At 67.7% G+C, this 23,937-nt stretch carries 23 protein-coding genes; 11 read left to right on the forward strand and 12 right to left on the reverse strand.

All coding sequences use genetic code 11. The features are described 5' to 3' along the window. Positions 1-170 precede the first annotated feature (170 nt). Positions 171-359, forward strand: coding sequence for a DUF1737 domain-containing protein (locus RKE25_RS16080; protein ID WP_311839104.1), 189 nt, complete (start codon positions 171-173; stop codon positions 357-359). A 203-nt stretch (positions 360-562) separates the two neighbouring features. On the opposite strand, the gene RKE25_RS16085 is transcribed toward RKE25_RS16080, so the two are convergent. Further along, positions 563-814 carry a hypothetical protein gene (locus tag RKE25_RS16085; RefSeq protein ID WP_311839105.1) on the reverse strand — a complete coding sequence of 84 codons (252 nt, stop codon included), beginning with the start codon at positions 812-814 and terminating at the stop codon, positions 563-565. A 363-nt stretch (positions 815-1,177) separates the two neighbouring features. Here RKE25_RS16085 and RKE25_RS16090 point away from each other — a divergent pair, with 363 nt between their 5' ends. Next, entirely contained in the window at positions 1,178-2,755 is a 1,578-nt protein-coding gene (locus tag RKE25_RS16090; protein ID WP_311839106.1) for a beta-xylosidase, read from the forward strand. 254 nt (positions 2,756-3,009) lie between these two features. Here the strand turns inward: RKE25_RS16090 and RKE25_RS16095 are convergent, their stop codons facing one another. Both RKE25_RS16095 and RKE25_RS16100 read right to left on the reverse strand, forming a co-directional pair. Beyond that, complete coding sequence (locus tag RKE25_RS16095; RefSeq protein ID WP_311839107.1) at positions 3,010-3,330, reverse strand: hypothetical protein; 321 nt, start codon at positions 3,328-3,330, stop codon at positions 3,010-3,012. A 64-nt stretch (positions 3,331-3,394) separates the two neighbouring features. Continuing rightward, on the reverse strand, positions 3,395-3,850 hold the full coding sequence (locus tag RKE25_RS16100) for a helix-turn-helix domain-containing protein (RefSeq protein ID WP_311839108.1): 456 nt from the start codon (positions 3,848-3,850) through the stop codon (positions 3,395-3,397). Between the two features lie 195 nt (positions 3,851-4,045). Between RKE25_RS16100 and RKE25_RS16105 the strand changes: the two genes are divergently transcribed. Further along, positions 4,046-4,966 carry an alpha/beta fold hydrolase gene (locus RKE25_RS16105; RefSeq protein WP_311839109.1) on the forward strand — a complete coding sequence of 307 codons (921 nt, stop codon included), beginning with the start codon at positions 4,046-4,048 and terminating at the stop codon, positions 4,964-4,966. Between the two features lie 222 nt (positions 4,967-5,188). Further along, a complete protein-coding gene (locus RKE25_RS16110) occupies positions 5,189-5,581 on the forward strand; it encodes a VOC family protein (RefSeq protein ID WP_311839110.1) in 393 nt (130 codons plus the stop codon). On the opposite strand, the gene RKE25_RS16115 is transcribed toward RKE25_RS16110, so the two are convergent. Further along, positions 5,582-6,937: a serine hydrolase gene (locus RKE25_RS16115; protein WP_311839111.1), complete on the reverse strand. Its 1,356-nt coding sequence runs from the start codon at positions 6,935-6,937 to the stop codon at positions 5,582-5,584. It lies immediately after the preceding gene. Positions 6,938-7,079: 142 nt separating this feature from the next. On the opposite strand from RKE25_RS16115, the gene RKE25_RS16120 reads away from it, so the two are divergent. Genes RKE25_RS16120 through RKE25_RS16135 form a run of 4 tightly spaced genes read left to right on the forward strand, consistent with a single transcriptional unit; the run spans position 7,080 to position 9,014 of the window. Beyond that, positions 7,080-7,421, forward strand: coding sequence for a metalloregulator ArsR/SmtB family transcription factor (locus RKE25_RS16120; RefSeq protein ID WP_311839112.1), 342 nt, complete (start codon positions 7,080-7,082; stop codon positions 7,419-7,421). Further along, positions 7,418-7,909 (forward strand): ArsI/CadI family heavy metal resistance metalloenzyme, encoded by a 492-nt coding sequence (locus RKE25_RS16125; protein ID WP_311839113.1) that lies wholly within the window; start codon positions 7,418-7,420, stop codon positions 7,907-7,909. Before RKE25_RS16120 ends, RKE25_RS16125 begins: the two co-directional genes overlap by 4 nt. A gap of 26 nt (positions 7,910-7,935) precedes the next feature. Next, positions 7,936-8,319: an arsenate reductase ArsC gene (locus RKE25_RS16130; protein ID WP_311839114.1), complete on the forward strand. Its 384-nt coding sequence runs from the start codon at positions 7,936-7,938 to the stop codon at positions 8,317-8,319. Beyond that, positions 8,316-9,014, forward strand: a complete 699-nt coding sequence (locus RKE25_RS16135; RefSeq protein ID WP_311839115.1) for an aquaporin — start codon at positions 8,316-8,318, stop codon at positions 9,012-9,014. The genes RKE25_RS16130 and RKE25_RS16135 overlap by 4 nt, the downstream gene beginning before the upstream one ends. Before the next feature lie 44 nt (positions 9,015-9,058). Here the strand turns inward: RKE25_RS16135 and RKE25_RS16140 are convergent, their stop codons facing one another. Both RKE25_RS16140 and RKE25_RS16145 read right to left on the reverse strand, forming a co-directional pair. Further along, positions 9,059-10,642 carry a hypothetical protein gene (locus tag RKE25_RS16140; RefSeq protein ID WP_311839116.1) on the reverse strand — a complete coding sequence of 528 codons (1,584 nt, stop codon included), beginning with the start codon at positions 10,640-10,642 and terminating at the stop codon, positions 9,059-9,061. A gap of 234 nt (positions 10,643-10,876) precedes the next feature. Further along, entirely contained in the window at positions 10,877-12,073 is a 1,197-nt protein-coding gene (locus tag RKE25_RS16145) for an aminotransferase class V-fold PLP-dependent enzyme (RefSeq protein ID WP_311839117.1), read from the reverse strand. 211 nt (positions 12,074-12,284) lie between these two features. Between RKE25_RS16145 and RKE25_RS16150 the strand changes: the two genes are divergently transcribed. Further along, complete coding sequence (locus tag RKE25_RS16150) at positions 12,285-12,836, forward strand: hypothetical protein (RefSeq protein WP_311839118.1); 552 nt, start codon at positions 12,285-12,287, stop codon at positions 12,834-12,836. Between the two features lie 85 nt (positions 12,837-12,921). Here RKE25_RS16150 and RKE25_RS16155 read toward each other — a convergent pair whose 3' ends face one another. From RKE25_RS16155 to RKE25_RS16175, 5 genes are all read right to left on the reverse strand, one after another. Further along, positions 12,922-14,361, reverse strand: coding sequence for a nitrilase-related carbon-nitrogen hydrolase (locus tag RKE25_RS16155; protein WP_311839119.1), 1,440 nt, complete (start codon positions 14,359-14,361; stop codon positions 12,922-12,924). Next, on the reverse strand, positions 14,345-14,926 hold the full coding sequence (locus RKE25_RS16160; protein WP_311839120.1) for a TetR/AcrR family transcriptional regulator: 582 nt from the start codon (positions 14,924-14,926) through the stop codon (positions 14,345-14,347). Before RKE25_RS16160 ends, RKE25_RS16155 begins: the two co-directional genes overlap by 17 nt. Before the next feature lie 126 nt (positions 14,927-15,052). After that, entirely contained in the window at positions 15,053-15,445 is a 393-nt protein-coding gene (locus tag RKE25_RS16165; RefSeq protein WP_311839121.1) for an STAS domain-containing protein, read from the reverse strand. Between the two features lie 13 nt (positions 15,446-15,458). After that, on the reverse strand, positions 15,459-17,759 hold the full coding sequence (locus RKE25_RS16170; protein ID WP_311839122.1) for a SpoIIE family protein phosphatase: 2,301 nt from the start codon (positions 17,757-17,759) through the stop codon (positions 15,459-15,461). Positions 17,760-17,883: 124 nt separating this feature from the next. Further along, a complete protein-coding gene (locus RKE25_RS16175) occupies positions 17,884-18,720 on the reverse strand; it encodes a helix-turn-helix transcriptional regulator (protein ID WP_311839123.1) in 837 nt (278 codons plus the stop codon). Between the two features lie 139 nt (positions 18,721-18,859). Here RKE25_RS16175 and RKE25_RS16180 point away from each other — a divergent pair, with 139 nt between their 5' ends. After that, positions 18,860-19,345, forward strand: coding sequence for a hypothetical protein (locus RKE25_RS16180; RefSeq protein WP_311839124.1), 486 nt, complete (start codon positions 18,860-18,862; stop codon positions 19,343-19,345). Positions 19,346-19,501: 156 nt separating this feature from the next. Next, positions 19,502-20,788, forward strand: a complete 1,287-nt coding sequence (locus tag RKE25_RS16185) for an MFS transporter (RefSeq protein WP_311839125.1) — start codon at positions 19,502-19,504, stop codon at positions 20,786-20,788. A 113-nt stretch (positions 20,789-20,901) separates the two neighbouring features. Here RKE25_RS16185 and RKE25_RS16190 read toward each other — a convergent pair whose 3' ends face one another. After that, the gene (locus RKE25_RS16190) at positions 20,902-23,859 is read right to left on the reverse strand and encodes a triple tyrosine motif-containing protein (RefSeq protein WP_311839126.1); all 2,958 of its coding nucleotides are present in this window, start codon (positions 23,857-23,859) and stop codon (positions 20,902-20,904) included. Positions 23,860-23,937: the final 78 nt, after the last annotated feature.

Genomic DNA, 23,937 nt, shown 5'->3' on the forward strand with positions numbered 1-23,937 from the left:
GACGCGCGGAGCATCATTGCCCGCGCAACGAGCCTGGCCACCGCTCGAACTCCTACAACTCGACCGCGCGTAGGCGTTCGCTGCAAGCCCGCGCTGGCTCGGCGCAAACATCATGTCTGCGTGACGGCGATGGGCTACATTGCGCCCACCCACCCACGCCAGAGGTCGTCATGTCCGCATCCCCGCCCGAAGGACTGCCCCGCTATCGCCTGCTCACCGGCAAGGACGACGCCAGCTTCTGTCGCCGCGTCTCCGAGGCGCTCGACATGGGCTACGTGCTGTACGGCTCGCCGGCGGCCACCTTCAACGGCGACCACGTCGTCGTCGCGCAGGCCATTGTCTGGCCCGAGCGCGATTGAATGGCTCGGCGGCTCCGCCTTCCTCGTCTTGATGCTCTGGATCAGCTGAGCGTGCACCCACAGCCTCGTGAAGGCGCGCATGCCGTCCTCGCCAATCTCCATTCGCGGAATCCGTCGTCGTAGTTCCGCATTCCCGCGAATGCACTTTCACCGGGGCGTTATGCAGGCGCCGTCGCCACGCGGCGGCTCAGGCGAAACCAACCTTACAGCAGGCCTAACGCGCTCGCGGCGGACTCGGCCGCGCGCATCGCCGACGCGCGGCTGCGCGCGACATCGCCGCGAATATATGCGTCCGCACCGGAAGCCAGCACCTCCCATTCCCAGGCGGACTGGTCGCGCGCCGGCCATACCGCCAGCGACAATGCCTCGCCCGGACGCGTCGCCGCATTCAGTTCGCGCAACCACACCTCATACCCGGCCATGCTGGCCGCGCGCCAATCGATGTTGCCGCTCATCGCTCACCTCCACGGAATGGCCGAGGCGATTCACCGGCTTCGGCCGACCGCCAAGTTAACCATGGCTCTCCATCACGACTAGCCGGCCATGCGTACATGGACTTGTTAGCGTGGCTCATCAATCCGCGCGGATGGCGGCCGGCCGGTTCACTGCCACGGCATCCCTCCGGTCACATCGTCGAGGGCCGCCGATCATGCCATTCGTGACGGGTGGCGGTCATGCGGCCTTTCCGTCGCGCGGCATTTTTTTGCGATATCCGCCGCGCCGCTTTACGTTTTGCGGTGCTTGCGCCTGTGCCCTGCTCTTCAACGATGACGGCACCGATACGATCCTTCGATACCAACACCGGGAGAGGGTTCGCGATGACATGGAGCAAACCATGGGCCACTGCGGCGGCGCTCACGCTCGCACTGGCGCTGCCGGGCCAGCCTCGCGCAGCCGATGCGGCTATCCGCGCGATTGCCATCGACGTCACCAAGCCCACCACGCTGCGCAGCGGTTTCGAGACCTTCTCCATCGGTTCGGACTACCCCGGCACCTTGCTGCGCGATGACAGCCTGGCACAGCTCAAGACGGTGCAGGAGGAACTGGGTTTCCGCTACATCCGCTTCCACGCAATCTTCCATGACGTGCTGGGCACGTACCGGGAGGAACACGGCAGGCCCGTCTACGACTGGGCGAAGATCGACGCGCTCTACGACCGCCTGCTCGCCATGGGCATCCGTCCCTTCGTCGAACTCGGCTTCACGCCGGAAGCGATGAAGACGTCGGATCAGCACATCTTCTACTGGAAGGGCAACACTTCGCATCCGGATCCGACGAAGTGGGCCGCTCTGGTCGAAGCCTTCGCGCGCCATCTCGAACAGCGCTACGGCCGCGACGAGGTACGCCGCTGGTATTTCGAAGTCTGGAACGAACCGAACCTGGCCGGTTTCTGGGAAGGCGCCGATCGGGCCGCCTATTTCGCGCTCTACGACACCACGGCACGCGCACTCAAGCAGGTCGATCCGCAACTGCGGGTGGGCGGCCCCGCCACCGCAGGCGCCGCCTGGGTGCCGGAGTTCATCGCTCACGTGACGAAGGCTGAGGTGCCGATCGATTTCGTCACCACACATACCTATGGCGTCGACGGCGGTTTCCTGGACGAGAACGGCAAGGAGGACACCAAGCTCTCGACCTCGCCCGACGCCATCGTCGGCGACGTTCGGCGCGTGCGGGAACAGATCCAGTCGTCCGCACGCCCCGGACTGCCGCTGTATTTCACTGAGTGGAGTACCAGCTACACGCCGCGCGATGCGGTGCACGACTCGTATGTGAGCGCGGCCTACATCCTCAGCAAGCTCAAGGCGACCGACGGCCTCGCGCAAGGCATGAGCTACTGGACGTTCAGCGACCTGTTCGAGGAACCCGGCCCGCCCACGGCACCGTTCCAGGGCGGCTTCGGCCTGGTCAATCCGCAGGGCATCCGCAAGCCGGCGTACTTCGCCTACAAATATCTCCACGAACTAGGGAAGCGCGCGCTGCCGTCGAGCGACGACGAAAGTGTCGTGACCTGGGACGGGAAAACGCTCAAGGCGCTGGTGTGGCACTTCCGGCAACCCGAACAGGCGCAGAGCAACCGTTCGTTCTACACGCGCGTGCAACCCGCCGCGCCCGCGCCGGACGTCCGCCTGGAATTGGGCGGGCTGCCACCCGGCCATTATCGGGTGTCGATCCGGCGCACCGGCTTCGATGCCAACGACGCCTATACCGCCTACCTGCGCATGGGTTCGCCGTCGGCATTGAGCGCGGCGCAGCTGCGTCAGCTAAGTGACTTGACCACCGACAAACCGTCGACGAGCGAACTGCGCGTCGGCAAGTCCGGTACCGCCAAAGTCGCGCTGCCGATGCGCGACAACGACGTCGTGCTATTGGAATTGGCACCCGTGGCCCGGCCGTGAATTGCTGCCGACTGATCCACGCATGGCCGACCCGGCCGGCAAGCAGCCAAAGTCCGTATCCGATGGTGTGCGACGCCCCCCACTTCTCCTTCTCCCCTCCGGGGAGAAGGCCGGGATGAGGGGCGGGTGCTCGCGGGAACGCGGCTAAATCCATAGCGCCCGCAGTTGGGCCGAAGCCGCAGGTCGCCCAAACAGATACCTGGCGCGTAGCCGGCACCGTCGGAGTTCGCTGACGCTTACCCAACCTCGATCGCTCAAGACGCAAAGTCCGAATAGATCGATAGCGCGAAGAGCACCATGGAAAGCTGAAGAAGCAGCTTCTCGGCAAACCCCATGCCGGTGCCACGCCGATGGAAATCCGTGGCGATCTGCCCCGGTGTCCATCTGAGGAATTTCCAGCGGCGGCCGATCGACATGCCGCCAATCCAGCATGCCACTCCCGCCAAGGCGAACAAGCGGCCACGCACGGCACCCGTTCGCGCCCAGGCCAGGGACACGAAAACGACTGCACACCCGATGGCCACGATGAACAGGCCGACGCTACGCCGGTCGTAAAGGCCAAGCCATTCCCGCATTGTCATGCTCCGCATTCGGCGACTGGCGGATCATAGGCCATACGCATCCACGGTCACCCTCGCTTCACCGGCTCCTTGCAGGCATCCGAATCTCGGCGTCCTCCGGCTTCAATGCACGGCCGTCCTGCGCCGTGGGCACCATGCGCTGCAGGGCTCGGCCGGTCTGCCGGTCCACCAGCCGCACATGCGGCTCGCCGCGCGCGAAGAAAAACGCCTCGCCCCACTGCCGCAGCGCCACCAGCACGGGAAACAGACCGCGCCCTTTCTCGGTCAGCACGTATTCCTGATACGGACTCCCGTCGACGGCCGGCAATGCTTCCATGATGCCGTGCGCGATCAGATGCCGCAGGCGCGCCGCGAGGATGTTCTTGGACAGGCCCAGGCTCTTCTGGAATTCGCCGAAGCGGCGCAGGCCATCGAAAGCGTCGCGCACGATCAGCAGCGACCAGCCGTCGCCGATGGCGTCCATGGGGCGGGCGACGCCGCACAGCGAGTCTTCCTGGGTGACGCGTTTGACCATGTTCGTGTTCGCCGGCTCGAATGTGGTTGCAAGATAGAACCACGCCTGATACAAAGGCAACAGGTTTCAACATGAAACCGATGTGACCGCCTGCAATCTCCGGCGGTCGCATACCGACCTTCGCAACCGTGAGCGCCTGCGCTGGGCGAGGGCAAGTCGCACCCGCATGCCGGCCCCTCTCTTCGAGAACAGACCATGGTCCAACCAGACGAAACCTTCGACGGCAGCTTTCCCTTCGCCCCGCATTTCACCCAGGCGCCGGGCTTCGCCATGCATTACGTGGACGAAGGCTCGCATGACGGTGAGGTGCTGCTGTGCCTTCATGGCGAACCCACCTGGGGTTATCTGTTCCGCCATCTGATCGCAGCGCTGAAAGCCACGCACCGCGTCGTCGTACCCGACCACATGGGCTTCGGCAAGAGCACCACGCCGCCGGGTCGCACGTACTGGCTGAAGGACCACATCGATAATCTCGAACACTTCGTGCTGGCACTCGATCTGCGCGGCATCACGCTAGTGCTGCATGACTTCGGCGGACCGGTCGGCATGGGGCTGGCGGCGCGCCATCCGGACCGCATCCGGCGCGTCGTCGCAGTCAACGGCCCGACACCGTTCGGGCAGGCTAGCGCCGCCGACCGATTGGTGGAGAACGCCAGAGAAGCGCCGTGGTTCCAATGGATTCTGCGCGCCGAAGCGGAAGGCCGCCTCGATGGCGTGCTCGGCGAGCTGGGCTACAACATCCTCAGCACGCTCAAGCTCAACGGCTTCGAGAACAACGCACTCATCGACGACGCCTGGCTGCGCGCCTATGGCTCACCCTTCCCCACGCCGGCCGATTGTGCCGGCGCGATCGGCTGGGCCAAGGGTTTCGCTCTCGGCCTGCATCAGGTCGAAGTGCCGGACGAACGCGCGCTCGGCCTCATCCGCGCCCTGCCCGCCATGGCGATCTGGGGCATGGCCGACCGCACGCTGCATGCAAGGCATTTCCTGCCGTTATTCGAAGAGCTTTTCCCCGATGCGCCGGTGCATCGATTAGACGGCGTGGGACATTACAGCTTCGAGGACGCGCCTGCAGCGATTTCACGATTGATCGCGACTTTCCTGCAGGAAAGCTGAGACTCGACCAGCACAGCCCACCACACCGTGCCGGGTGTCCAATGCGACGATGGCCGTTCCGGCGACCGGCACATGCGTCCATCCCAGGGTTACGGAACAATCCCCGCAGTCGGCAGCACGACGCCCAGGCTGCCGTGCTGCGCCATGCGACCTGCGCCCGGACATCCTGCTCGTCTGAGCCGATGAGCATCGGGTCATCCATGAAGCATTGAGGTGGTGGTCATGAAGACGTTCCTGCAAAGCGTGCATCCGGTGCTGATGGCGCGCGACGTCACGGATTCCATCCGGTTCTACGGGGGCCTGGGTTTCACGCTGCTGTTCCAGGACACGCCAGAGCATCCCAAATACGCGGGCATCCAGCGTGACAACGTGGAGTTGCATATCCAATGGGGCGATCCAAGCCAATGGGCTTATCCAACGGATAGGCCTGTCTATCGCTTCGTCGTCGAGGATGTGGACCAGCTTTATGAAGAGTTTGCGATCAGCAGCCACACCGACAGCGAAGCGAGCGGGCGCAGTCCATGGGCCGCGCCGGCCGAAACGCCCTGGGGTACGCGCGAATTCCACGTACGCGATCCGGGAGGCAATATCCTCCAGTTTTATCGGGTGCTGTGATCAATCCACCATCCGTGGCGCCGGATGGTCCCCATGCTGGTGCAGTACCAGCCCGCGCACCTTGCCGTCCGCGCCACGCTGGAAGCTGATGCCGACGCCGATGCTCCAGAGGTGGAACTCGTCCCTTGCGCTGGCTGACAGCTCGGCGGCGTCCTGGCCGGTGACCTGTACGAACAGGCGATCGCCGCGGCGTGAGATGGTCGCGATGACGTCCTTCGCGAGTTCATAGCGGCCGACGTATTCCTCCAGCGTTCCCACCGGCAACGTCACGCGCAGGTGCGGCGGCGCCAGTTCGGTCGAGGGCGCCAGGACAGCCATGCCGATGTCGTCCATCGGTTCCGAGCGATTGCCGAGCACCACCACGCCACGCTTCCGGTCCTGCGTGAAGCCGATGAAGCTGGCGAAGCCGCCGGTCATGCCGTTGTGCCAGACGACGTCGCCGTCCCGCGTGTGCTGTGTCATCCACGCCAGGCCGATGCGCTGGCCTGCCGACGCCATATCGGCACGCGCCTGCTGGGCCAGCTGCATGGCGGGGTACAGCGGCGTTTTCAGCGAGCCCATGTTCGCCTGTAGATAGCGCTGCATGTCACGCGCACTGCTGAGCACGCCACCGGTCGGGGCCAGCACCTGGAAATGCCAGTGCGGCACTGGCCTGCCTTGGTTGTCATGCCCGTCGGCCAGCTTGCCGCCGTGCACTTTCTCAGGAGCGAGCACGGTATCGCGCATCCCCAGCGGATCGAGCACGCGAGCCTTGACCGCCGCGGCGTAGCCATGCCCCACCTTTTCGCCCAGCGCATAGCCGAGCAGGCCGAAACCCGTGTTCGAATACTCGTAATGCGCGCCAGGATCGTCCTGCAGCGCGTAGCCGGCGAGGAACTGCTTCAGCTGCGCCACGCCGTACTTGGCATAAGGATCGGTCAACTCGGGCGACAGCTTCAGATTCGCCGGCAACCTGGGCAGGCCGGAGCGCTGAGTGGCGAGGTCCTCCAGCGTGATCGCCTTGCCGGCGTGCGATGGGATGCGGAAGCCCGGCAGCAGCGAGGCCACCGGCGCATCGAGCTTCAGCTTTCCCCGCCGTACCTCGTCGGCCAGCAGCGTGGCCGTCATGGTCTTGGTGATGGAGCCGATCTCGAACACCGTATCCGCGGCCGGCACCTCGCCGTTGCCCAGCTTGCCGAAAGGATAAATGGCCGCCTGGCCGTCCTCGACCACCACGATGGCAAGGGCTGAGTACTGCCCAACCTCCAGACGAGCCTCGATGGCGCGTTCCACCTTGGCGGGCAGTACGGGCGCCTGCGCGGCGTAAGCCTGTATTGCAAGACAGCCCAGAGCGATGGCGATCCCCGTCCTGCGCATGGCGTGATCCGTTCCGCGGTGGTGGCAGCGTAGCGTAGCGGTCCGCCCACGATCAGGCATGCGCGGGCGATCACAGTCATCGGCCGGCGCTATGACTTCCGGCCACTTGCATCATTTCCATAATTCTGGAAATATCGAATCCATGGATACCGACACCGCGCTCGCCGCACTGGCCGCCCTCGGCCACGAAACCCGCCTCACGGCTTTCCGCGAACTCGTCCAGGCCGGCACCGATGGCCTGGCCGTCGGCGAGTTGCGCGATCGGCTGGGCGCGCCCGGGGCCACGCTGACGGCGCACCTCAACACCTTGCGTGCGGCATCACTGGTAACGGACGAGCGCGAAGGCCGCGTCATCCGCGTTCGCGCCAACTATGCGCAGATGAACGCGCTGATCGGCTACCTCACCGAAAACTGCTGCGCGGGCGACGGAAGCTGCACGCCCGCCGGCTCCTGCAAACCCTCCAAGGGAGGCAAGAAGGCATGAACCGTTTCCACGTGCACCTCAATGTCGCGGACCTCGCGTCGAGCATCCGCTTCTACACCACGCTGTTCGCCGCCGAACCCACCGTGCGCAAGGACGACTACGCCAAGTGGATGCTGGACGACCCCCGCGTGAACTTCGCCATCTCCCAGACCGGGCGCACCCCGGGCATCGACCACCTGGGTATCCAGGCGGAGAACGGCGACGAACTCGCCGCGCTGGGCCATCGGCTGGATGCCGCCGGCGGCACGGTAACCCCGGAAGCCGGCGCGGTCTGCTGCTACGCCCAATCGGACAAGCTGTGGACCGCAGACCCCCAGGGCACGCGCTGGGAAACCTTCCACACCGTCGGCGAGGCCACCTCGTACTACGCCACGCAGGCCATGTGCGGAGGGGAGAACGCGAACTGCGCTCCCGCGGCCAAGGCGGAAGAACCTGGCAAGACCGGCAGCCTGCGGTCGTGCTGTGCGCCGGGTTCGGGCTGCTGCTGATCGTCCACCTCCGCATCGGGCCTTCCATGAAACGCGTACTTTTCGTCTGTGTCGAAAACGCCAACCGCAGCCAAATGGCCGAAGCCTTCGCCCACCTATACGGCGGCGATGGCATCGAAGCGCAAAGCGCAGGTTCCCGCCCTTCCGGCCAGATCAACCCCAAGGCCGTGCGCTTCATGGCGGAACTGGGTTACGACCTGAACCGGCATGCGTCGAAGTCGCTCGACCAAGTCGAAGGTGCGTTCGACGCGGTGATCACGATGGGCTGCGGCGACAGTTGCCCTTGGGTGCCCGCCACGCGGCGGGAGGACTGGAACCTGCCCGACCCCAAGCACATGGACGACGAGGGCTACCGCGCCGTACGCGACGACATCGGCGCGCGCGTCAAGCAGCTCCTGGAAAGCCTGTGACGACACTAGCCCGCCGCCTTGCGGCCGAAGGTCTCGGTACCGCGCTGCTGCTCGCCACCGTGACCGGCTCCGGCGTCATGGGCACCACGCTCGCGCCGGGCAATCCCGGCCTGGCCTTGCTCGCCAACGCTCTGGCCACGGCAGGGATGCTCTATGTGTCGATCGTGACGCTGGGGCCGCTCTCCGGCGCGCACTTCAATCCGGTCGTCACGCTGGTTGCCCGCCTGCGCGGCGCCTTGCGTACGCACGAAGCCTTGGCGTACATCGCCGTGCAGATCCTCTCCGCCTGCGCCGGCGTGTGGCTCGCCCATGCCATGTTCGGCCTGCCGGCGATCCAGCCCGGCACCCATGCGCGCACCGGTGCGGCGCAATGGCTGAGCGAAAGCGTGGCGACCTTCGGCTTGCTGTTCACCATCCTGCTCGGCGGACGCCACCGTCCCGCCGCGCTGCCCGCGCTGGTGGCGGGCTACATCTTCGCGGCCTACTGGTTCACGGCGAGCACGTCGTTCGCTAATCCGGCCGCGACGATTGCCCGCTCGCTGACGCAGACGTTCGCGGGGATCCGGCCAGCCGACGTGGGGGGATTCGTGGTGGCACAGGTGGTCGGCGCCGTGGCCGCGGCCATGGCCGCAGGATGGCTGTCATCGAACGCCCCCGCGACCGATTCGCCCGCCGACGAGGCAGCGACGGCGTAGCATCGGCCCGCCCGCAAGCGGCAACATCGCCGGGCCAGCCAGCCTCAGGTACGGAGGCCAGACACCAACTCCACCGGCAGCCCCGCGTCTTTCAACGCCTCCAGCAGCACATGCCAGGCCGTGGGGCGCATGTGCATGCCAATCAGATGCAAGCCGTCAGTGACAATGGGTGTCGCGGCCACGGAGCGGCGCAGTTCGAGCAGCGATTCCGGCTGCACGAGCGCACCGTTGGGACCCAACGGCATGACCATCTCGCCCGTATGCAGCAGATGCGCGTCGGCGATCCAACTCATGGTCATAGGCTGTTCGCCCTCGCTGACGGGATACAGCACGATGGCGTTATGCCCGCTTCCCAGCCGGGTGGCCGTGGACACGGGACGGATGACGGGTGCGACCGGATGCATGGCCAGCGCGTCGGGCGCCAGGGTATGCGGTGCATCGAGCATGGCGCGTATCACGCTCACGTTGCGGTCGCGCACATAGATGGGGATGCCGCGCGCCGCATACTCGCGCACGCCGGCCACATGCCAGAAGAACGCGGTAGAGGTGACCAGCGCCTTCACAGGCATGCCGGGGAAGCGCCGTGAGGCTTCGTCCAGCACCTTGCGCGAGTAGCCCGTGGAAATAGGGGCGTCGATGATCACCAGGCCATCGTCCTGCCGCACGATGGTGCTGAACCACGAGCCGGGAATCTGCACCACGCCCGGCGCGATCTCGGCGATGGGCGCCTTGGGGTCCGGCGCCCGCCCCGCGGGCTGCCCGAGCGCCAGATCGTCCACGGTCGCGCGCGAGAGTGGCGCCTCCGTCGGCGGCATGGCGAAAGCCTCCGCGTCCAGCGCCGCCTCCACGCGAAGCTCGCTGCGTACGGTCGTCTTCAAGTGCACGCCATTGCGGGACAGGTCCGATTGCACGGGATAACGCACCCCATTGAACACGGCGTAATTCATCCATTCCACGCGATCGTGCGCATCACCCATGGCGTTGTAGGCAATGTCCGCTCCATTTGCGCGCTGAAACACTCGCGTGACCTCGACCGCACTGGGCAATCCCGTGGCGGCGTCCAGGAACAGGCGCACGGGAAAGCGCCCATCGTGGAAGGACACGACATGCTGCGCGATGCCATGCGCGGCGACGTCTTTTTCCTTGGTCAGATCCCTCGCTTCCTCGGCGAGAAGCAGGACGGTCAATGGCTCCTCCACGCGCCACGCGGGCGGCGCCTGCTCGCGCACCGTTCTGGGCGGATGGCCCTCGGCGACCCAGTCCGTACGCTCTTCGTCCTGCGTCAGCAGCGTTCGCGTGTGCAGCGACGCCGGCGCGGCGCCGGCGCCGAACTGGCTGGCGTCGACCAAACGGCGATGACCGCGCAGGTCGTCCCATACCGACGCCCGAGAAGCACCTTGGAACACATAAGGCGCGTCCGGATGATCGAATTCCACGATGTCCCATTCCGCGTTGATGGTCTGCGCCCGCAGCCCCGCGACTTGATGAAGATCATGCGCCTGGCCCATTGCCTTGAGGGCATCGGCGACCAGCGCGCGAGCCGTCGCGTCGGACGCCTGGACCGGCGCGGCGAGCGGCAGGCTTGCCGCTATCGCGAGAGAGAAACCCACCGATATCGAGAAACGCATGAGAACTCCGGCGATCGTCCCGCCCAGCGGCGAGGAGCAATGAATCCACCGGACAGTGCGCATCGCAGATGCGATTTGCATGAAGCGTGTGACGAGCGGCGCCGCACATGTGACGGGCGGCGCGTGCACGATGGCCAACGCAGCAAGCTATCGCCGGCGACGGCGATGGACACCACTCAGTCGACGGGCATGCCACGACCTTCACGATGAAGCTCGGGAACGCCAGTCAGTGCCTTACGCCGACAGCAGCCAGGCCGCGCAACGCTCCACGTCCTCGCCCGCATGCCAACCGTGGAAGGCGATGCGCAGATAACCTTCCCGCAGGCTGGTGCTGATCCCGCCCGCATCGGCGGCTTTCAGCAGGCGCTCGGCGTGTTCCCCCGACGGCGCGAACGAAAGCGTAGAACCAACCCGGCCGGCCCGAACCAAGTCGCCCAGGCGACGCGCTTCGGCAGCCCATATCGGCGATGCCGCAAGGCGGTCGAGCAATGCCCGCTGCAGAACGGTCACGTGCGACTGGATGGCCGCCGCCCCACCATGGTCGATCAGCATCTGAAGCGAACCGGCGAGTGCGGCACACGAAAGGATCGACGGGCTGCCCGGCTCCAGACGCCTCCCGTCGGAAGCCCACGGCGTGTCGGCATCGGCCTGCACGCCAGCCTGTGAGAACGCTTCCGGCGCCGACAACCAGGTACCCTGCGGCAGCAGCATTTGGCGGAGCGCGCCGTCGGTCCACAACAACCCCTGCCCCTGCAGGCCGAGCAGCCCCTTGTGCCCGCCGGTGGCGAACGCGCTCACGCCGTCGAACGACGGCACCATGGTACCCGCGCCCTGGATGCCATCCACTACCAGATGCACGCCGCGCGCGCGGCAGCCGCGGCCGAGCTTTGCCAGATCCAGACGGAAGCCGTCCTGGTAGCGCACCCAGGAGACGGACATCACCCGCGTATCGGGCGCAATGGCGTCCAGCAGGCGCTGTTCCGGATCCGCGCCTGCGTCGGGCGGAGCGGCGGCATCGCCCGTCTGCCCCGCCCACAGCGCTACCTCGCGGCAACGCACGCCTCGCTGCGCCAGCGCCAGCCAGGGCAACCGGTTGCTGGGGAACTCGCCCACGGGAATCAGCACCTCGTCGCCCTCCTTCCAAGGGAAGCCCAGCGATACCGTTTCCAGCCCCGTGGTGGTGCACGTCGTGAGGCTCATGTCCTCCTGGTCGACGCCGAAGAACGCCGCGCCGGCACGACGAAGCGAAGCCTGGATGTCCAGGAAATCCTCGCTCCAACGCAGAGACCAGGGCTGCAGCTCGGTGGCGAGCAGCGCGGTCAGCCGCTGCACAGAGGCGCGGGGGACGGGGCCGTCCTTGCAGTGGGCAAGCCAGAGGACATCGGCGGGCAGGTCGAAGAGATCGCGGGGAAACAGCGGGGGGATGGTCACAACGTGTGTTCCTTGATGGGTCGTTCCGCAACGTTTGAGGCTCACCGCGTTTGACCGCCGAAGCCAACAGGCCGCTTCGCATACCGGACAGCCGCATCGGATATCGGAGCGGCCGTGCCAAGCGGGACGTGACGACAGGCCCGATTCTAGCGGCGCGACGCCAAGCCATCGCCGGCCTTATGCTAGCGGCGCCACAGGGGAGACCTAGCGCATGGAGCCGACGCCGGAGCTGACATTCAAGGCCATGAGCGAGCGCATCGATGCTTTACCTGAACACCCCAGCATGACGGTAGGGCCGTCCAAGACGGAAAAATACGGCTACGCTGTCGCGCTGTCGGGAAGCGACGATAAGCCATCGTTCCGGAGAGGCGAGATCATGGGCATCGGGTTCGGGCGGCTGGGCCGCGTCCTGTTTGCGTTGCTTGCATGTGTCGATAGCGCGACGTTGCTGGCCGGCGGTCCGACGCCACCCGACCAGCACTGGACGCCCACCGTCGAGCTGGCGGCCGGCACCGAACCCTGGCTGCGCATGCCTGCCGGCACGAAACTCGATGATTACTCGCGCTACTACTACGGCAAGATCGAGCAGGGCCGCAGGCTGCTGATCGGCGTGTTCGTCAGCGACGGCAAGCATCGCGGCGTGCAGATCACTACCGAAGAGAAGGCGCCGAGAATACTTGACGGCGGCTGCTATCAGATCACCGTGGTCTACGACGTGGACGCCAAGCAGACCGTCCGGATCAGGTGCAACGGCTTCGGATAGATTCCACCACGTCACCCTCCTGCCCTGCTGGCCTCCGCGCCCGGCTGTTTCGCCATGCCCTGCGATCATGATTCCTGATCGCCGCTCAGCGCCCCTCCGCTCCCGCACGGCCCGCCGGTATCCATGCCAGCACCAGCGTTACCGCCAGCAAGGCCAGATCGAGCCACGCGAACCAGTCGCCCCATTGGGCGTACAGCGTCCGCGAGGCCCGCAGCGGAAGATCGCCGACCACCTCGGCGTCCTGCTGTTCGCTCGATGCCTCGGCCACCACGCGGCCGCGATCGTCGCTGAGCGTCAACCGGCCCGAGCGTGCCGCACGGGCGATGGCGAAGCCGCTTTCCACGCCGCGCATGATCGCCATGCGCCCGTGCAGCCAGCCATCGACGCCGAAGTCCCAGGCGGGCACCAGCAGCAACTGCGCGTTGCGTGCGGCGTAGGCGCGGCCGATATCGTGGAAGTCCATGTCCTTGCAGATGGCCAGACCGATGCGCGGCCAGCCGTCGAGCATGGTGTAGCCGCTGCCGGGCGTGTATTGGTCTTCGAAGCCCGGAATCAGATGGTGCTTGGCGTACGTCGCCGGCGAAGCGAGTTCGCGACTAAGGACCCATAACGCATTGCGCTCGCCGCCCGGTGCGTCTTTCGCATCGATGCCGGCCGCGAGAAGCAGGTCGTGGCGGCGCGCCGCATCGGCGAATGCCGGAACCGTCGTCTCCGCGGTGGCGAAGGCAGTCTCCGGCGTGACCACCACGCGCGCACCGGCCGCGGCGAGGCGATCAACAGCGCCGACGTAGCGATCCACCAGCGCCTGCCCCGCAGGCGACGCGAGAGCGGGCCGGATGGGTTTCTCGATGGAGGCCAGCCCGATGCGCAACGAATCCGTGACGGGCGTGTAGAGGCGTGCCAGGCCGAAGGCCAGCGTCGCGCCCATGGCAAGGACGAGGACGGCGCCCACGGCGAGACGCGTCCGCTCCGTCACGCCGCGGGTCAGCATCACGGCCAGCGCACCCGGCACGAGCAGCAGCAGGAAGCTGATGCCCCACAGCCCGGTGACGGAAGCGATCTGCAGAACCGGCAGCACGTCCATCTGCGTATACGCGAGGCTGCCGAAGGTGCCATGCGGCGATCCGAGCGCGCGTCCGTACTCGAGCGCCACCCACAGCGCGGGCATGGCCAGCGCCGCCGCAATGCCGCGGCCGCGCAAGACCAGTCGGCGATACAGCCACAGGCACAGCGCCAGCAGCACGCCCGGGAACACCGTGATCGGCACGATCACGGCCAGCGGCAAGGCAATGACGCCATGCAGGTAATGCCACTGGCTCAATGCTCCCAGCGTGCCCGCGGCCAGGGCCGCAAGCATCAGCCAGCGCGCCTGCATGCGCGGCGCGAGCCAGGCCAGCGGCAACGGCGCCAGCCAGGTCAGCCAGGGCAGCGGATGCAGGCTGGCGCCGAAGTAGTAAAGAGCCGCGGAAAGCACCGTCGCGGCGAAGGCTGGCCCGGCGCGGCGGGCGTCAACGTTTGAGGCCATCGAAGGCGATCTCCAGCGAATGAAGATAGAAGGCGCGGAATCGACCGGCGTCGTAGCTGAAGCGGCCGGCGCGGTAGAGCGAGATCAATCCATGCGCCAGCGCCCACAGCGTCATGGCGGCGTCCCAGGGATCGACCTCGCGCAGCAGCCCCCGCTGGATGCCTTCGCTGAGGCGATCGGCGATCACGTTCAACGTCGGCGACCGCCGGGCGCGGAAGTCTTCCGGAAACCGGCGCGCATCGTCGCGGCGCACGGAGAAGGCGTGGTCGAACATGTGCGGGTGTTCGAGCGCGTAGTCGAGGTAATGCTCCAGCGACTTCATCAGGCCCTGGAGAAAATCCCCGTCACGCGCGCGCGCGTCCCATTCCACCGCGACGTTGGCGAAGCTGTCGTCGGAGATGCGCTTGAGCAGCGCATCGCGGTTGGGGAAATGCCGGTAGATCGCCATCGGCGTGATGCCCACCGCTTCGGCCACGCGTCGCATGGTGACGGCGTCCGGGCCCTCGCGGTCCATGAGCTTGTGGGCGGCGCGGAGAATCTTGTCGGCGGTGGTCGGCCTCGGCATGTATACAGTGTATACATGGAGTTCCATGCACGGATAGCGTGACGAACGGCACGGGGCCGCTCACATGCAGAAAAAAGCGCCGGAGTGGGGAACGCGACGGAGCGCGCGCCCTACAACCCGATCACGTCACGCGTCGTCGTCTCCGCCATCCACCATCTTCCGCTGGATGCGGTCCAGGTATGCGTCCAGTTCTTCGACGCTGGAGAACACGTCGGTCACCGGCACCGCCTTGACGATCTCGAACACCTTGCGCACCTGCGGCTGCGGGTTGACCAGCAGGGTGTGGCCGTCGCGCGCGCGCATGGCCTTGCGGATCTTGGCGATGCTGCGCAAGCCCGCGCTGCTGATGTAGTCGAGCGCGGACAGGTCGAGTACCACGGTGCCGCCGCCCGCCATCTGCTCCAGCGCGGGCGCCGCGGCGGCGTCGAATTCGCCGAACGTCATGGCGTCCAGTCGTCCGTGCAAATGCAGCGTGGCGCGCTCCGGCGAAAGACCATCGGTATGCAGACGGAAGGTCATGGTCGTGCTCCGTTCAATGGGGATAGATGAAGCGCAGCTGCAGGTGGTTGCCCTGCTCGTCGTGCGCGTAGCTGAAGTCGCTCGCCATGGCGCGCACCAGGTGGATGCCCAGGCCACCATCGATGTCCCGGTCGGCGAGGTCGCCAGTCAGCTCGGGCGACGGCGACAGCAGCGGATTGAAGGCCTGGCCGTCGTGGTGGAGCTCCACCAGCACGGCATCGTCGGCCAGACTCATGCGCAGCTCGATGTGCGCCTCGCCTTCCGCGGGACGGCCGTGCTCGACCATGTTGACCATCAGCTCTTCGAGCACCAGCCGTACGTCGGCGCGCACGCCGGCGTCCACCGCGGCGTCGAGCAACCGCGCCTCGCATTGCTCCAGCACGTCGAACACCGCTTCCATGGAAGCGGGCAAGGTCAGCTCCAGCATGGACGCACTCCCTTCCGCCCCGGCATGGTGCCAGCGTAGTGCAAGCACGGTGATGTCGTCGGCCTGTCCGTGGCCGGCGGCGAAGGCTTCGACGTCCGCGAGCAGGTAACCGGCCGGGTCGCTTTCGTCCGATGCCGCGTAGCGGTCCAGGCAGGCGAGCATGCGGTCCTGGCCGTACATCGCCAGGGCGCCGTCCGTCGCCTCGGTGATGCCGTCGGTGTACATCAGCAGCGTCTCGCCGGGGCGCAGGCGGATGCGCCGCGAGGTGTACGTGGCCTCCTCGTCCAGGCCAAGCGCCGGGCCGGTCTCCAGGTCCAGCAGACGCGGCACCTCGTCGCCCCACAGCACGGGCGGCTCGTGGCCGGCGCTGGCCATCGTCAGATGGCCGGTCGCGGTATCCAGCAGGCCGCACAGCAGGCTGACGAACATGCAGCCGTCGTTGTTGCGGCACAGGTCCTGATTGAGCAGCTGGAGCAGCTGCTGCGGCGACTGCGCGCGCGGCGCCAGCGCCTTGGCCAGCGTAATGGCGCGGGCCATGAACAGCGCGGCGGGAATGCCCTTGTCCGAGACGTCGCCGACCATCACGTAGAAGCGCTGGTCGTGCAGCATGAAATAGCTGTACAGGTCGCCCCCGACCGTACGCGCGGGCTTGAGCACCGCATGCAGCTCGAAGTTGTTGCAGCGCGCATCGAGGAAGTGCGCGCCGGGCAGCAGCGCCGTCTGGATCTGCTGCGCGATCTCCAGCTCGCTGGCCAGGCGTTGCTGCTCGCGCGCCACCCGGCCCAGCTCGGCGATGTGGTCGGCCAGCTCGTGGCGCATGCGGTCGAAGGCGTGCGTGAGCCGCCCTACTTCGTCGCGCCGGCGCACCGCGGGCAAGGCGAAATCGAGCGCGCCCCTGGCCACCTGTTCCGCGCGATCGGTGAGCACGCCCAGCGGGCTCAAGGTGCGGCGGGTGACCACCAGCGTGAGCAGCGTCAGCGTCAGCAGCGCCAGCACGCCGACGCCGATGGCGATGGAGAACGTGCGCCGGACGCCGGCGTAGATGCGGTCCTCCGGCAGGACCAGCCCGACCTGCCAGCGCGTGCCGCCGATGGGCGCGCGATAGATCCAGGCCGGCGCGCGGCCCGTGGAAGTGCCGGCTTCGCGGATCGGCCCGTTGCCGCCCGCGCTGAGGCCTGCCAGCCGTTCGTCACGTATGGGTTGCCCGACCTGCACCGGATCGTCATGGGCAAGGTAGATGCCTTTCTGGTCGATCACGAAGGCTTCGGTGCCGTGCGGCCGGTTCAGCGACTGGAGCACGCCTTGCAGCCATTCCAGCGTGACGTCGGCGTTGAGCACGCCCACCGTCTTCCCGTCCGCGCGGATGGCGGCGGAATAATTGACCAGCCGGCGCTGCCGCGACTGCGAGAAGAACGGCTGTTGCCAGCAACCGGATACGCAGCCCAGCCCGGCGTGGAACCACGCCTGTTCCCAGTAAGGCACCGGATCCTTGCGCAGATCGCGGACGGTCAGCGCGCCGTCCGCCAGGCGGCTGACGAATGGCGAGCGCACCGGCGCATCCACGCCGGACGACGGTGCGACGTAGGCCGCGGCGAGGCCCGCCAGGTCGGCGTTGTGGTCGATGGCGTCGCGGATGAGCGGCTCGGCGTCGTCCGGGCGCGGGCCGATGAGGGCGGCCAGCATCTGCGCTGTGTCGGCGACCTTGTCGAGCCGGTGCTGGATGCTGTGACTGGCCTCGCTCGCCAGCGCGGCGGATTCGCGATGCGTCTGCTCGAGGATTTGCTGCCGGACGAAACGGAACAGCACCGCCCCGCCCACGACCACCACCAACAGGGTTCCTGCCAGGACCCCGAAGGCCAGACGCGACGCCATGCTGCGCAAGACCATGCGCGAATCCCCCATGAAGGCGGCTATCTAGCCACCCGGCATCACACCTCGCAAGTGACGGCGATCATATTCGTGAACGACAGCGGCTTTTTAGCCGTCTAAACGCAGCGCCCTCAGCCGGACCTCAGCTCTGGAGAGCGGATGAGCGGATCAACTGCCGCACGCGCTCGGCGTCCTCCGGCGTCGCCGGGTGGTAAACGACCATGGAGAGGTCGGAACGTCCGTCGATCGTGAACGCCGAATACTCCATAGCGAGGAGCCCGACCACCGGGTGCCGCAGCAGCTTGGTGCCCTCGCCGTGCTCGCGCACTTCCTGGTCGCGCCACAGCGCGGCGAACTCGGGGCTGCGCTCGCACATTTCCTCCACCAGCGCCTGCACGCTGTGCGCGGCACCGGCCCGGGCCGCATCCAGGCGGAACGCCGCGACCACGAAACGCGCGACGCTTTCCCAATCTGCCTGGTGCGCGCGCACGCGCGGGTCGCCGAACATCAGGCGCAACACATTGCGCTGCGCGGGTTCGAGCTTGCCGTAGTCGGTAAGCACGGCCGCCGCCGCGCGGTTCCAGGCCACCACGTCCCAGGTGGCGGTCTTCACCAGCGCGGGACTGAACTCCAGCGCATCGAGCACGCGCTGCAGCCGCGGGGTGATGCTGTCGTTCGCCTGGTAGCGGATCGCGGGCGGGCGCCCCAGCGCGAGCAGGAACAGATGCTCGCGCTCCAGCTCGGTGAGCATCAGCGCGCGGGCGATACGGTCCAGCACCTCGTTCGAGGGCGAACCGCCCCTGCCCTGTTCCAGCCAGGTGTACCAGGTGGCGCTGACGTTGGCCCGCTGGGCGACTTCTTCGCGCCGCAGGCCGGGAGTGCGCCGGCGGCCGGGTGGATAACCCAGCGCCGCGGGGTCGAGCCTTGCCCGGCGATCCTTGAGGTAATCGCCGAGCAAATGGGTGTCTGGTGCGCGCATCCTATGAGTCCGCATACCCGTATAACGCCACTACTTCATCGCCTCCGTAGGCGGCCCACGATACCGCGCATCCCTGACCTGGAGGTGCATAGTGCGTGTCTTTGTCACTGGAGCCACAGGCTTCGTCGGCTCCGCCGTCGTGAATGAATTGCTCGCCGCCGGGCATACTACGGTGCTCGGCCTGGCGCGTTCGGACAGCGCCGCGGCGGCGATGGCCGCGCTCGGCGTGGACGTCCATCGCGGTTCGCTGGAGGAACCGGAAAGCTTCGCCGCAGGCGCGGCGGCCAGCGGCGGCATCATCCACACCGCCTTCAATCACGACTTCTCGCGCTTCGTCGACAACGCCGCTGCCGAATTCAAGGCGTCGCAGCCATGGGCGAAGTGCTCGCGGGAACGAAAGCGCCCGCTGATCGCCGAAGTGATCGGCCGCAGGGTCGGCCTGCCCGTCGTGTCGATGTCGCGCGAAGAAGCGGCGGACCACTTCGGCTTCCTCGGGCATTTCTTCGGCCTGGACATTCCCGCATCGAGCGCGAAGACGCGCGAACGGCTCGGCTGGCAGCTCACCGGGCCGGGCCTGATCGAGGACATCGACCGCGAGGCCTATTTCCCGCGCACCGCGGCATGACAGGTCGAACACGGGTCGCGATGAGCTCACGGACGTCGCGACCGGCAAGGACCGCCGGCACGGGTTCCGTCGGCGGCCCCATGAGTGGAGCAATTTGACAGCCCGGGTACGCCGGATCGCGTTAGGATCGGTGTTCTGTCTCCAGCGGCCGTCTGCATGACCTGGACCGAAAAGCCCGGCGCGAGCGAAATCTCGCGCGCTTCCATGACGGTTGCCGCGCTGTCGACCATCGTGGAGTGGTACGACTTCACGCTGTACCTCTACTTCGCCACCGTGCTGTCGCGCGTGTTCTTCGGCGGCGGCCAGAGTTCGCTGCTGGCGACCCTGGCCGGCTTTGCCATCGCCTACGGGATGCGTCCGCTCGGCGCGATGGTGTTCGGCCACGTCGGCGATCGCATCGGACGGCGTCGCACGCTGCTGCTGTCGATGATGCTGATGACGCTGGCGATGCTGGCCACCGCGCTGCTGCCTTCGCGCGAGAGTATCGGCCCGGCGGCGGGCCTGCTGCTGATGCTGCTGCGCTGCTTCATGGCGTTCTCGGTCGGCGGCGAATACACCGGCGTGGTGGCCTATCTGCTGGAAGGTGCGCGCGAAGACCGGCGCGGTTTCGTCACCTCGCTGGCATCGGCGGCCAGCGAGGTCGGTGCCCTGCTCGCCGTCGGCGTGTCGGCCTTGACGGTGAGTGCCATGAGCACCGCGCAGCTCGACAGCTGGGGCTGGCGCATTCCGTTCTTCGTGGGCGCGGCGCTGGCCGGCTGCGTGTGGATCGCGCGCTCGACCATGGAGGAATCGCCGGACTTCGTGCGCCAGCTGGAGCAGCGGACCGTGCCGGCGTCGCCGCTCAGCCACACGCTCGCCCATCATCGCCCTGCCCTCTACCGCACCTTCGCGATCTCGGCGCTGGGTTCGATCACCTACTACGTCGGCATCACCTACGTGCCGGCGTTCCTGAGTTCGTCGGGCATTCTCGCGGAGGAGCGCTCGCTGTGGCTGTCCACGCTGGCGGCGGTGGCGGTGATCCTGGTGACGCCGCTGGTCGGCGCCTTGTCGGACCGCGTGGGCCGGCGGCCGGTGCTGGTCTGGCTGGCGGTGGCCGGCGCGCTGCTTCCGCTGGCGACGTTCGAGCTGATGGCGCGCGGCGCCGAAGCGCAGATCGCGCTGGGCGCGATCGTGCTCGCCTGCATCGCGGGCGGCGTCAGTGCCGTGGGCGCACCGGCGACCGCGGAGCAGTTTCCCGGCGAAGGCCGCCTGAGCGGGCTGGCGCTGGGCGTGACGATGGCGACGGCGATCTTCGGCGGGCTGACGCCGTTCCTCGCCGAGTTGCTGATCGCCCTCACCGGCTGGAAGGCCGTGCCGGGGGCGATGATCGCCATCGTCGCCGTGGCAGTGCTCCCGGTGCTGCTGCGCATGCCGGAGACGCGGCCGGCGCTGCGCCGGGCGTGATCACGGCTGTTCCGGCGGACGGCGCATCGCGGCAGCGAAGGCCTTCTGCCACAAGGGTTCGCCAGGAAGCGGCAGACGGTACGAGGCCCTGATCTTGCGTCCTTCGCGGTGTCTCAGCGCGCGCGCTCCGCCGGCCGTCGCGCCCAGCGCGGTACGAACAACCTGACTTCAGTGCCTTTGCCTGGCCGCGAGTGCCATCGCAGGCGTGCGCCGATGCGCTGCGCGCGTTCGCGCATGCCGTCCATGCCCCAGTGGCCTTCGCGACCGCCCGCGCGCCGCAGCGCGGGGTCGATACCCTGGCCGTCGTCGCTCACCGAGAGGCGCAGGCCGAACCAGCAGCGGGCGAGCTCGACCCGCACGCGGGAGGCGCCGGCGTGCAGGTAGGCGTTGCGGATCGCTTCACGGCCGATTTCCAGCACTTCGCCGGCGACGGTGGCATCCAGCGCGAAGGAGCCGCGTTCGCTCAGCGCGAATGGCACGCCATAGGCAGCGGCGTGTTCCTCGCCCGTGTCGCGCCATGCGTCGGCAAGGTTCTCGCTGGCGATGCCGACCTGCCGCAGCACAATGATGCGATCGCGCCCTTCGCCGAGCAGATCGCGGGCCCGGCCGGCGGCGGTTTCCATGTCCCGGCGGTGCTCGGCGGAGAGCGAGGTATCGGCCGCCCAGGTCTGCACGCGCAGCAGCAGGCCATGGATGCCCTGCAGCAGCGTGTCGTGCAGTTCGCGCGCGATGCGTTCGCGCTCGGCGTGGCGGGCTTCGATCATCGCCCAGGCGCGGGCGTGGGCGTAACGGGCGCGCAGAACCAGCGCCAGCCATACCAGCAGCAGCGCCAGCGCGATACAAACCGCGCGGAACGGCGCGCTTTCGTACCAGGCGGGACGGACGACGAGCGCGATGCTGGCGTCGTCCTTCGCCGGCACGCCGTCTTCGTTAAAGGCCTGGACGCGAAAGCGGTACGTGCCCGGCGAGAGGTTGGTGTAGGACGCACGCCGGCTGTCGCCCGCGTCCTGCCAGTCCTCGTCGACGCCATCGAGCCGGTAGCGGAAATGCACGCGCTGCGACTGCGTCATCGACGCGGCCGTGTAGGCGATCTCGATGCGCCGGGTCAACGGCGGCAGCGCGAGCGAAGCCTGCGCCGGATAGTGCGTGTCGCCGGCGAGCACCTCGTCGATCGACACCGTCGGCGGGGTCCGGTTTTCCAGCACGCGCGCCGGGTCCAGCCAGGACACGGAGGTATGGGTCGCGAACCACAGGCGCCCGCTCCTGTCCTGCAGCAGCGTCGGCAGCGGCCGGATCGAGGAAGGCACGCCGGTGCGCCCGTCATCGGCGCCGAACCGGTGGAACGGCATGCGATAGGTGTCGTCGCGCAGGGCCCGGGCCACGTCGTCGCGCGCCAGCTGATAGGCACCGTCGAAGCCGTTGAGCCACACGTCGCCTTGCGCGGTTTCCAGCAGGCCGCTGATGCCGCGGAAGCTTTCGCCGCCCGTGCCGAGCATGGGCACGAAGCGGTCGCCGCGCAGCGCGAACAGGCCGTTGTCGCCGCCGATCCACACCCGGTCGCCATGCACCAGCACGGCGGTGATGCTGCCGGCCTGCAAACCGTGACTGGCGTCGTAGCGCTGCAGGCCGTCGCGCGATTGCACGAGCAACGTGTCGTGCGGATAGCCGAACCAGAGCCGCCCTTGTCCGTCGTTGAGCATGCGCAACGGCGCGCCCTCGGGGAATCCGCCGCTGCCGTCCCGCCGCGTCCATTGCCCCTGCGCGTAGCGATAGAGGCCGAAGCCGGACGCGCCGACCCAGAGCCCATCCTCGTCATCCAGTGCGAGCGCCTGAAAGCGGCTGCCGACGGTCTCCAGCGCCGGCGGAAGCGGGATGGCGCGGACGCGGCCATCGCGGTACGCGAACAGGCCGCGGAAACCGGCCAGCCAGAGCGTGCCGTGCCGGTCGCGCAGGCTCGCGATGACCGCGTCCGGCAGCGCCGGCTGCGGCACCGGCGCGTCGCCGCCCAGCGCGAACGGCGGCATCCAGGTGTTGCCGGCCCAGACTTGTCCGTCATCGCCCGGCATCAGCGCCGGACCGACGAAATGCCCGGGAAACGCCACCGGATGCAGCTTGCTCGCGCGGAACTGGTCGAGGCCCCGGCTGGTGAGTACCCAGACGTTGTGTTCGCGGTCTTCGAAGAAGCCGGTCACCTCGTCGCTGGACAGGCCGTCCGCCTGGGTGAAGCGCTCGACGACGCGCCGTACCTTGCCCTGCGCGTCGGCGATCCAGCGGTTGCGTTCGAGCCCCTTGTCGACCGACACCCAGAGCGCGCCCGAGGAATCGGCCATCGCCGCGCCGACGCTGGCGACGTCGTACAGGCGCGGCGGATCGCCGAGCCGCTTCCATAGGGTTTCGATGCCAGCCGCGCGATCCATGCGCTGGAATCGCGTGCTACCGGGCGCCAGCGTCCAGGCACCGGCGACGTCGATGATCCACAGCGTGCCCCCGACCATGCGCAGGCTCTCCGGCTGGCTGCCCGCGTATCCCATGGCCGCGCCGACCGTTTCCCAGCCATCGCCGGACTGCCGCGCCACGCCCTTGGTGGTAGCAATCCACAGCCGGCCGTCCGGGCCGCGCGTGACGGCGAACAACGTGCCGTCCGGGATGTCCTTGCCGGGCTGGTAATGAATCAGCTTGCCCGCGCGCGCATACGTGAGGCCGCCCGTGAGGTAGCCGATCCACAGGCCGCCGTCTTCGTCGCCGTACAGCGCCATGATGCGCGGGCTGGGCAGGCGGCCGAGCACGTCGTCGAACCGCACGCCGTCGAACCGGACCAGGCCCCGCGAACCACCGAACCACAGAAAGCCGTCGGCGGTCTGCGCAGCGCCGCGGAAGGTCGACGGCGTGCCTTCGCGCCCGGCATAGAGGGTGTGGTGCAGTTCGGCGAGCGGGCGGTCGAGCGGACTGTCGGCCACCCGCGGCATGACGGCCACGTCCTGCGCCTGCGCTGCCACGCAGGCAAGTGCGAACGCCAGGAACGCGCACAGGCTGCAGACGAGCCGGAAAGCCCGCCGACATAAAAGATTCATGGGATGACCGTACCTCTCGACAATGGTCCGGCGCCACGCTCGAGGCCGCCAGGACACCCGAACCATGCCAGCAAGTCC

It is taken from the genome of Dyella sp. BiH032 (assembly GCF_031954525.1).
GTDB lineage: Bacteria > Pseudomonadota > Gammaproteobacteria > Xanthomonadales > Rhodanobacteraceae > Dyella_D.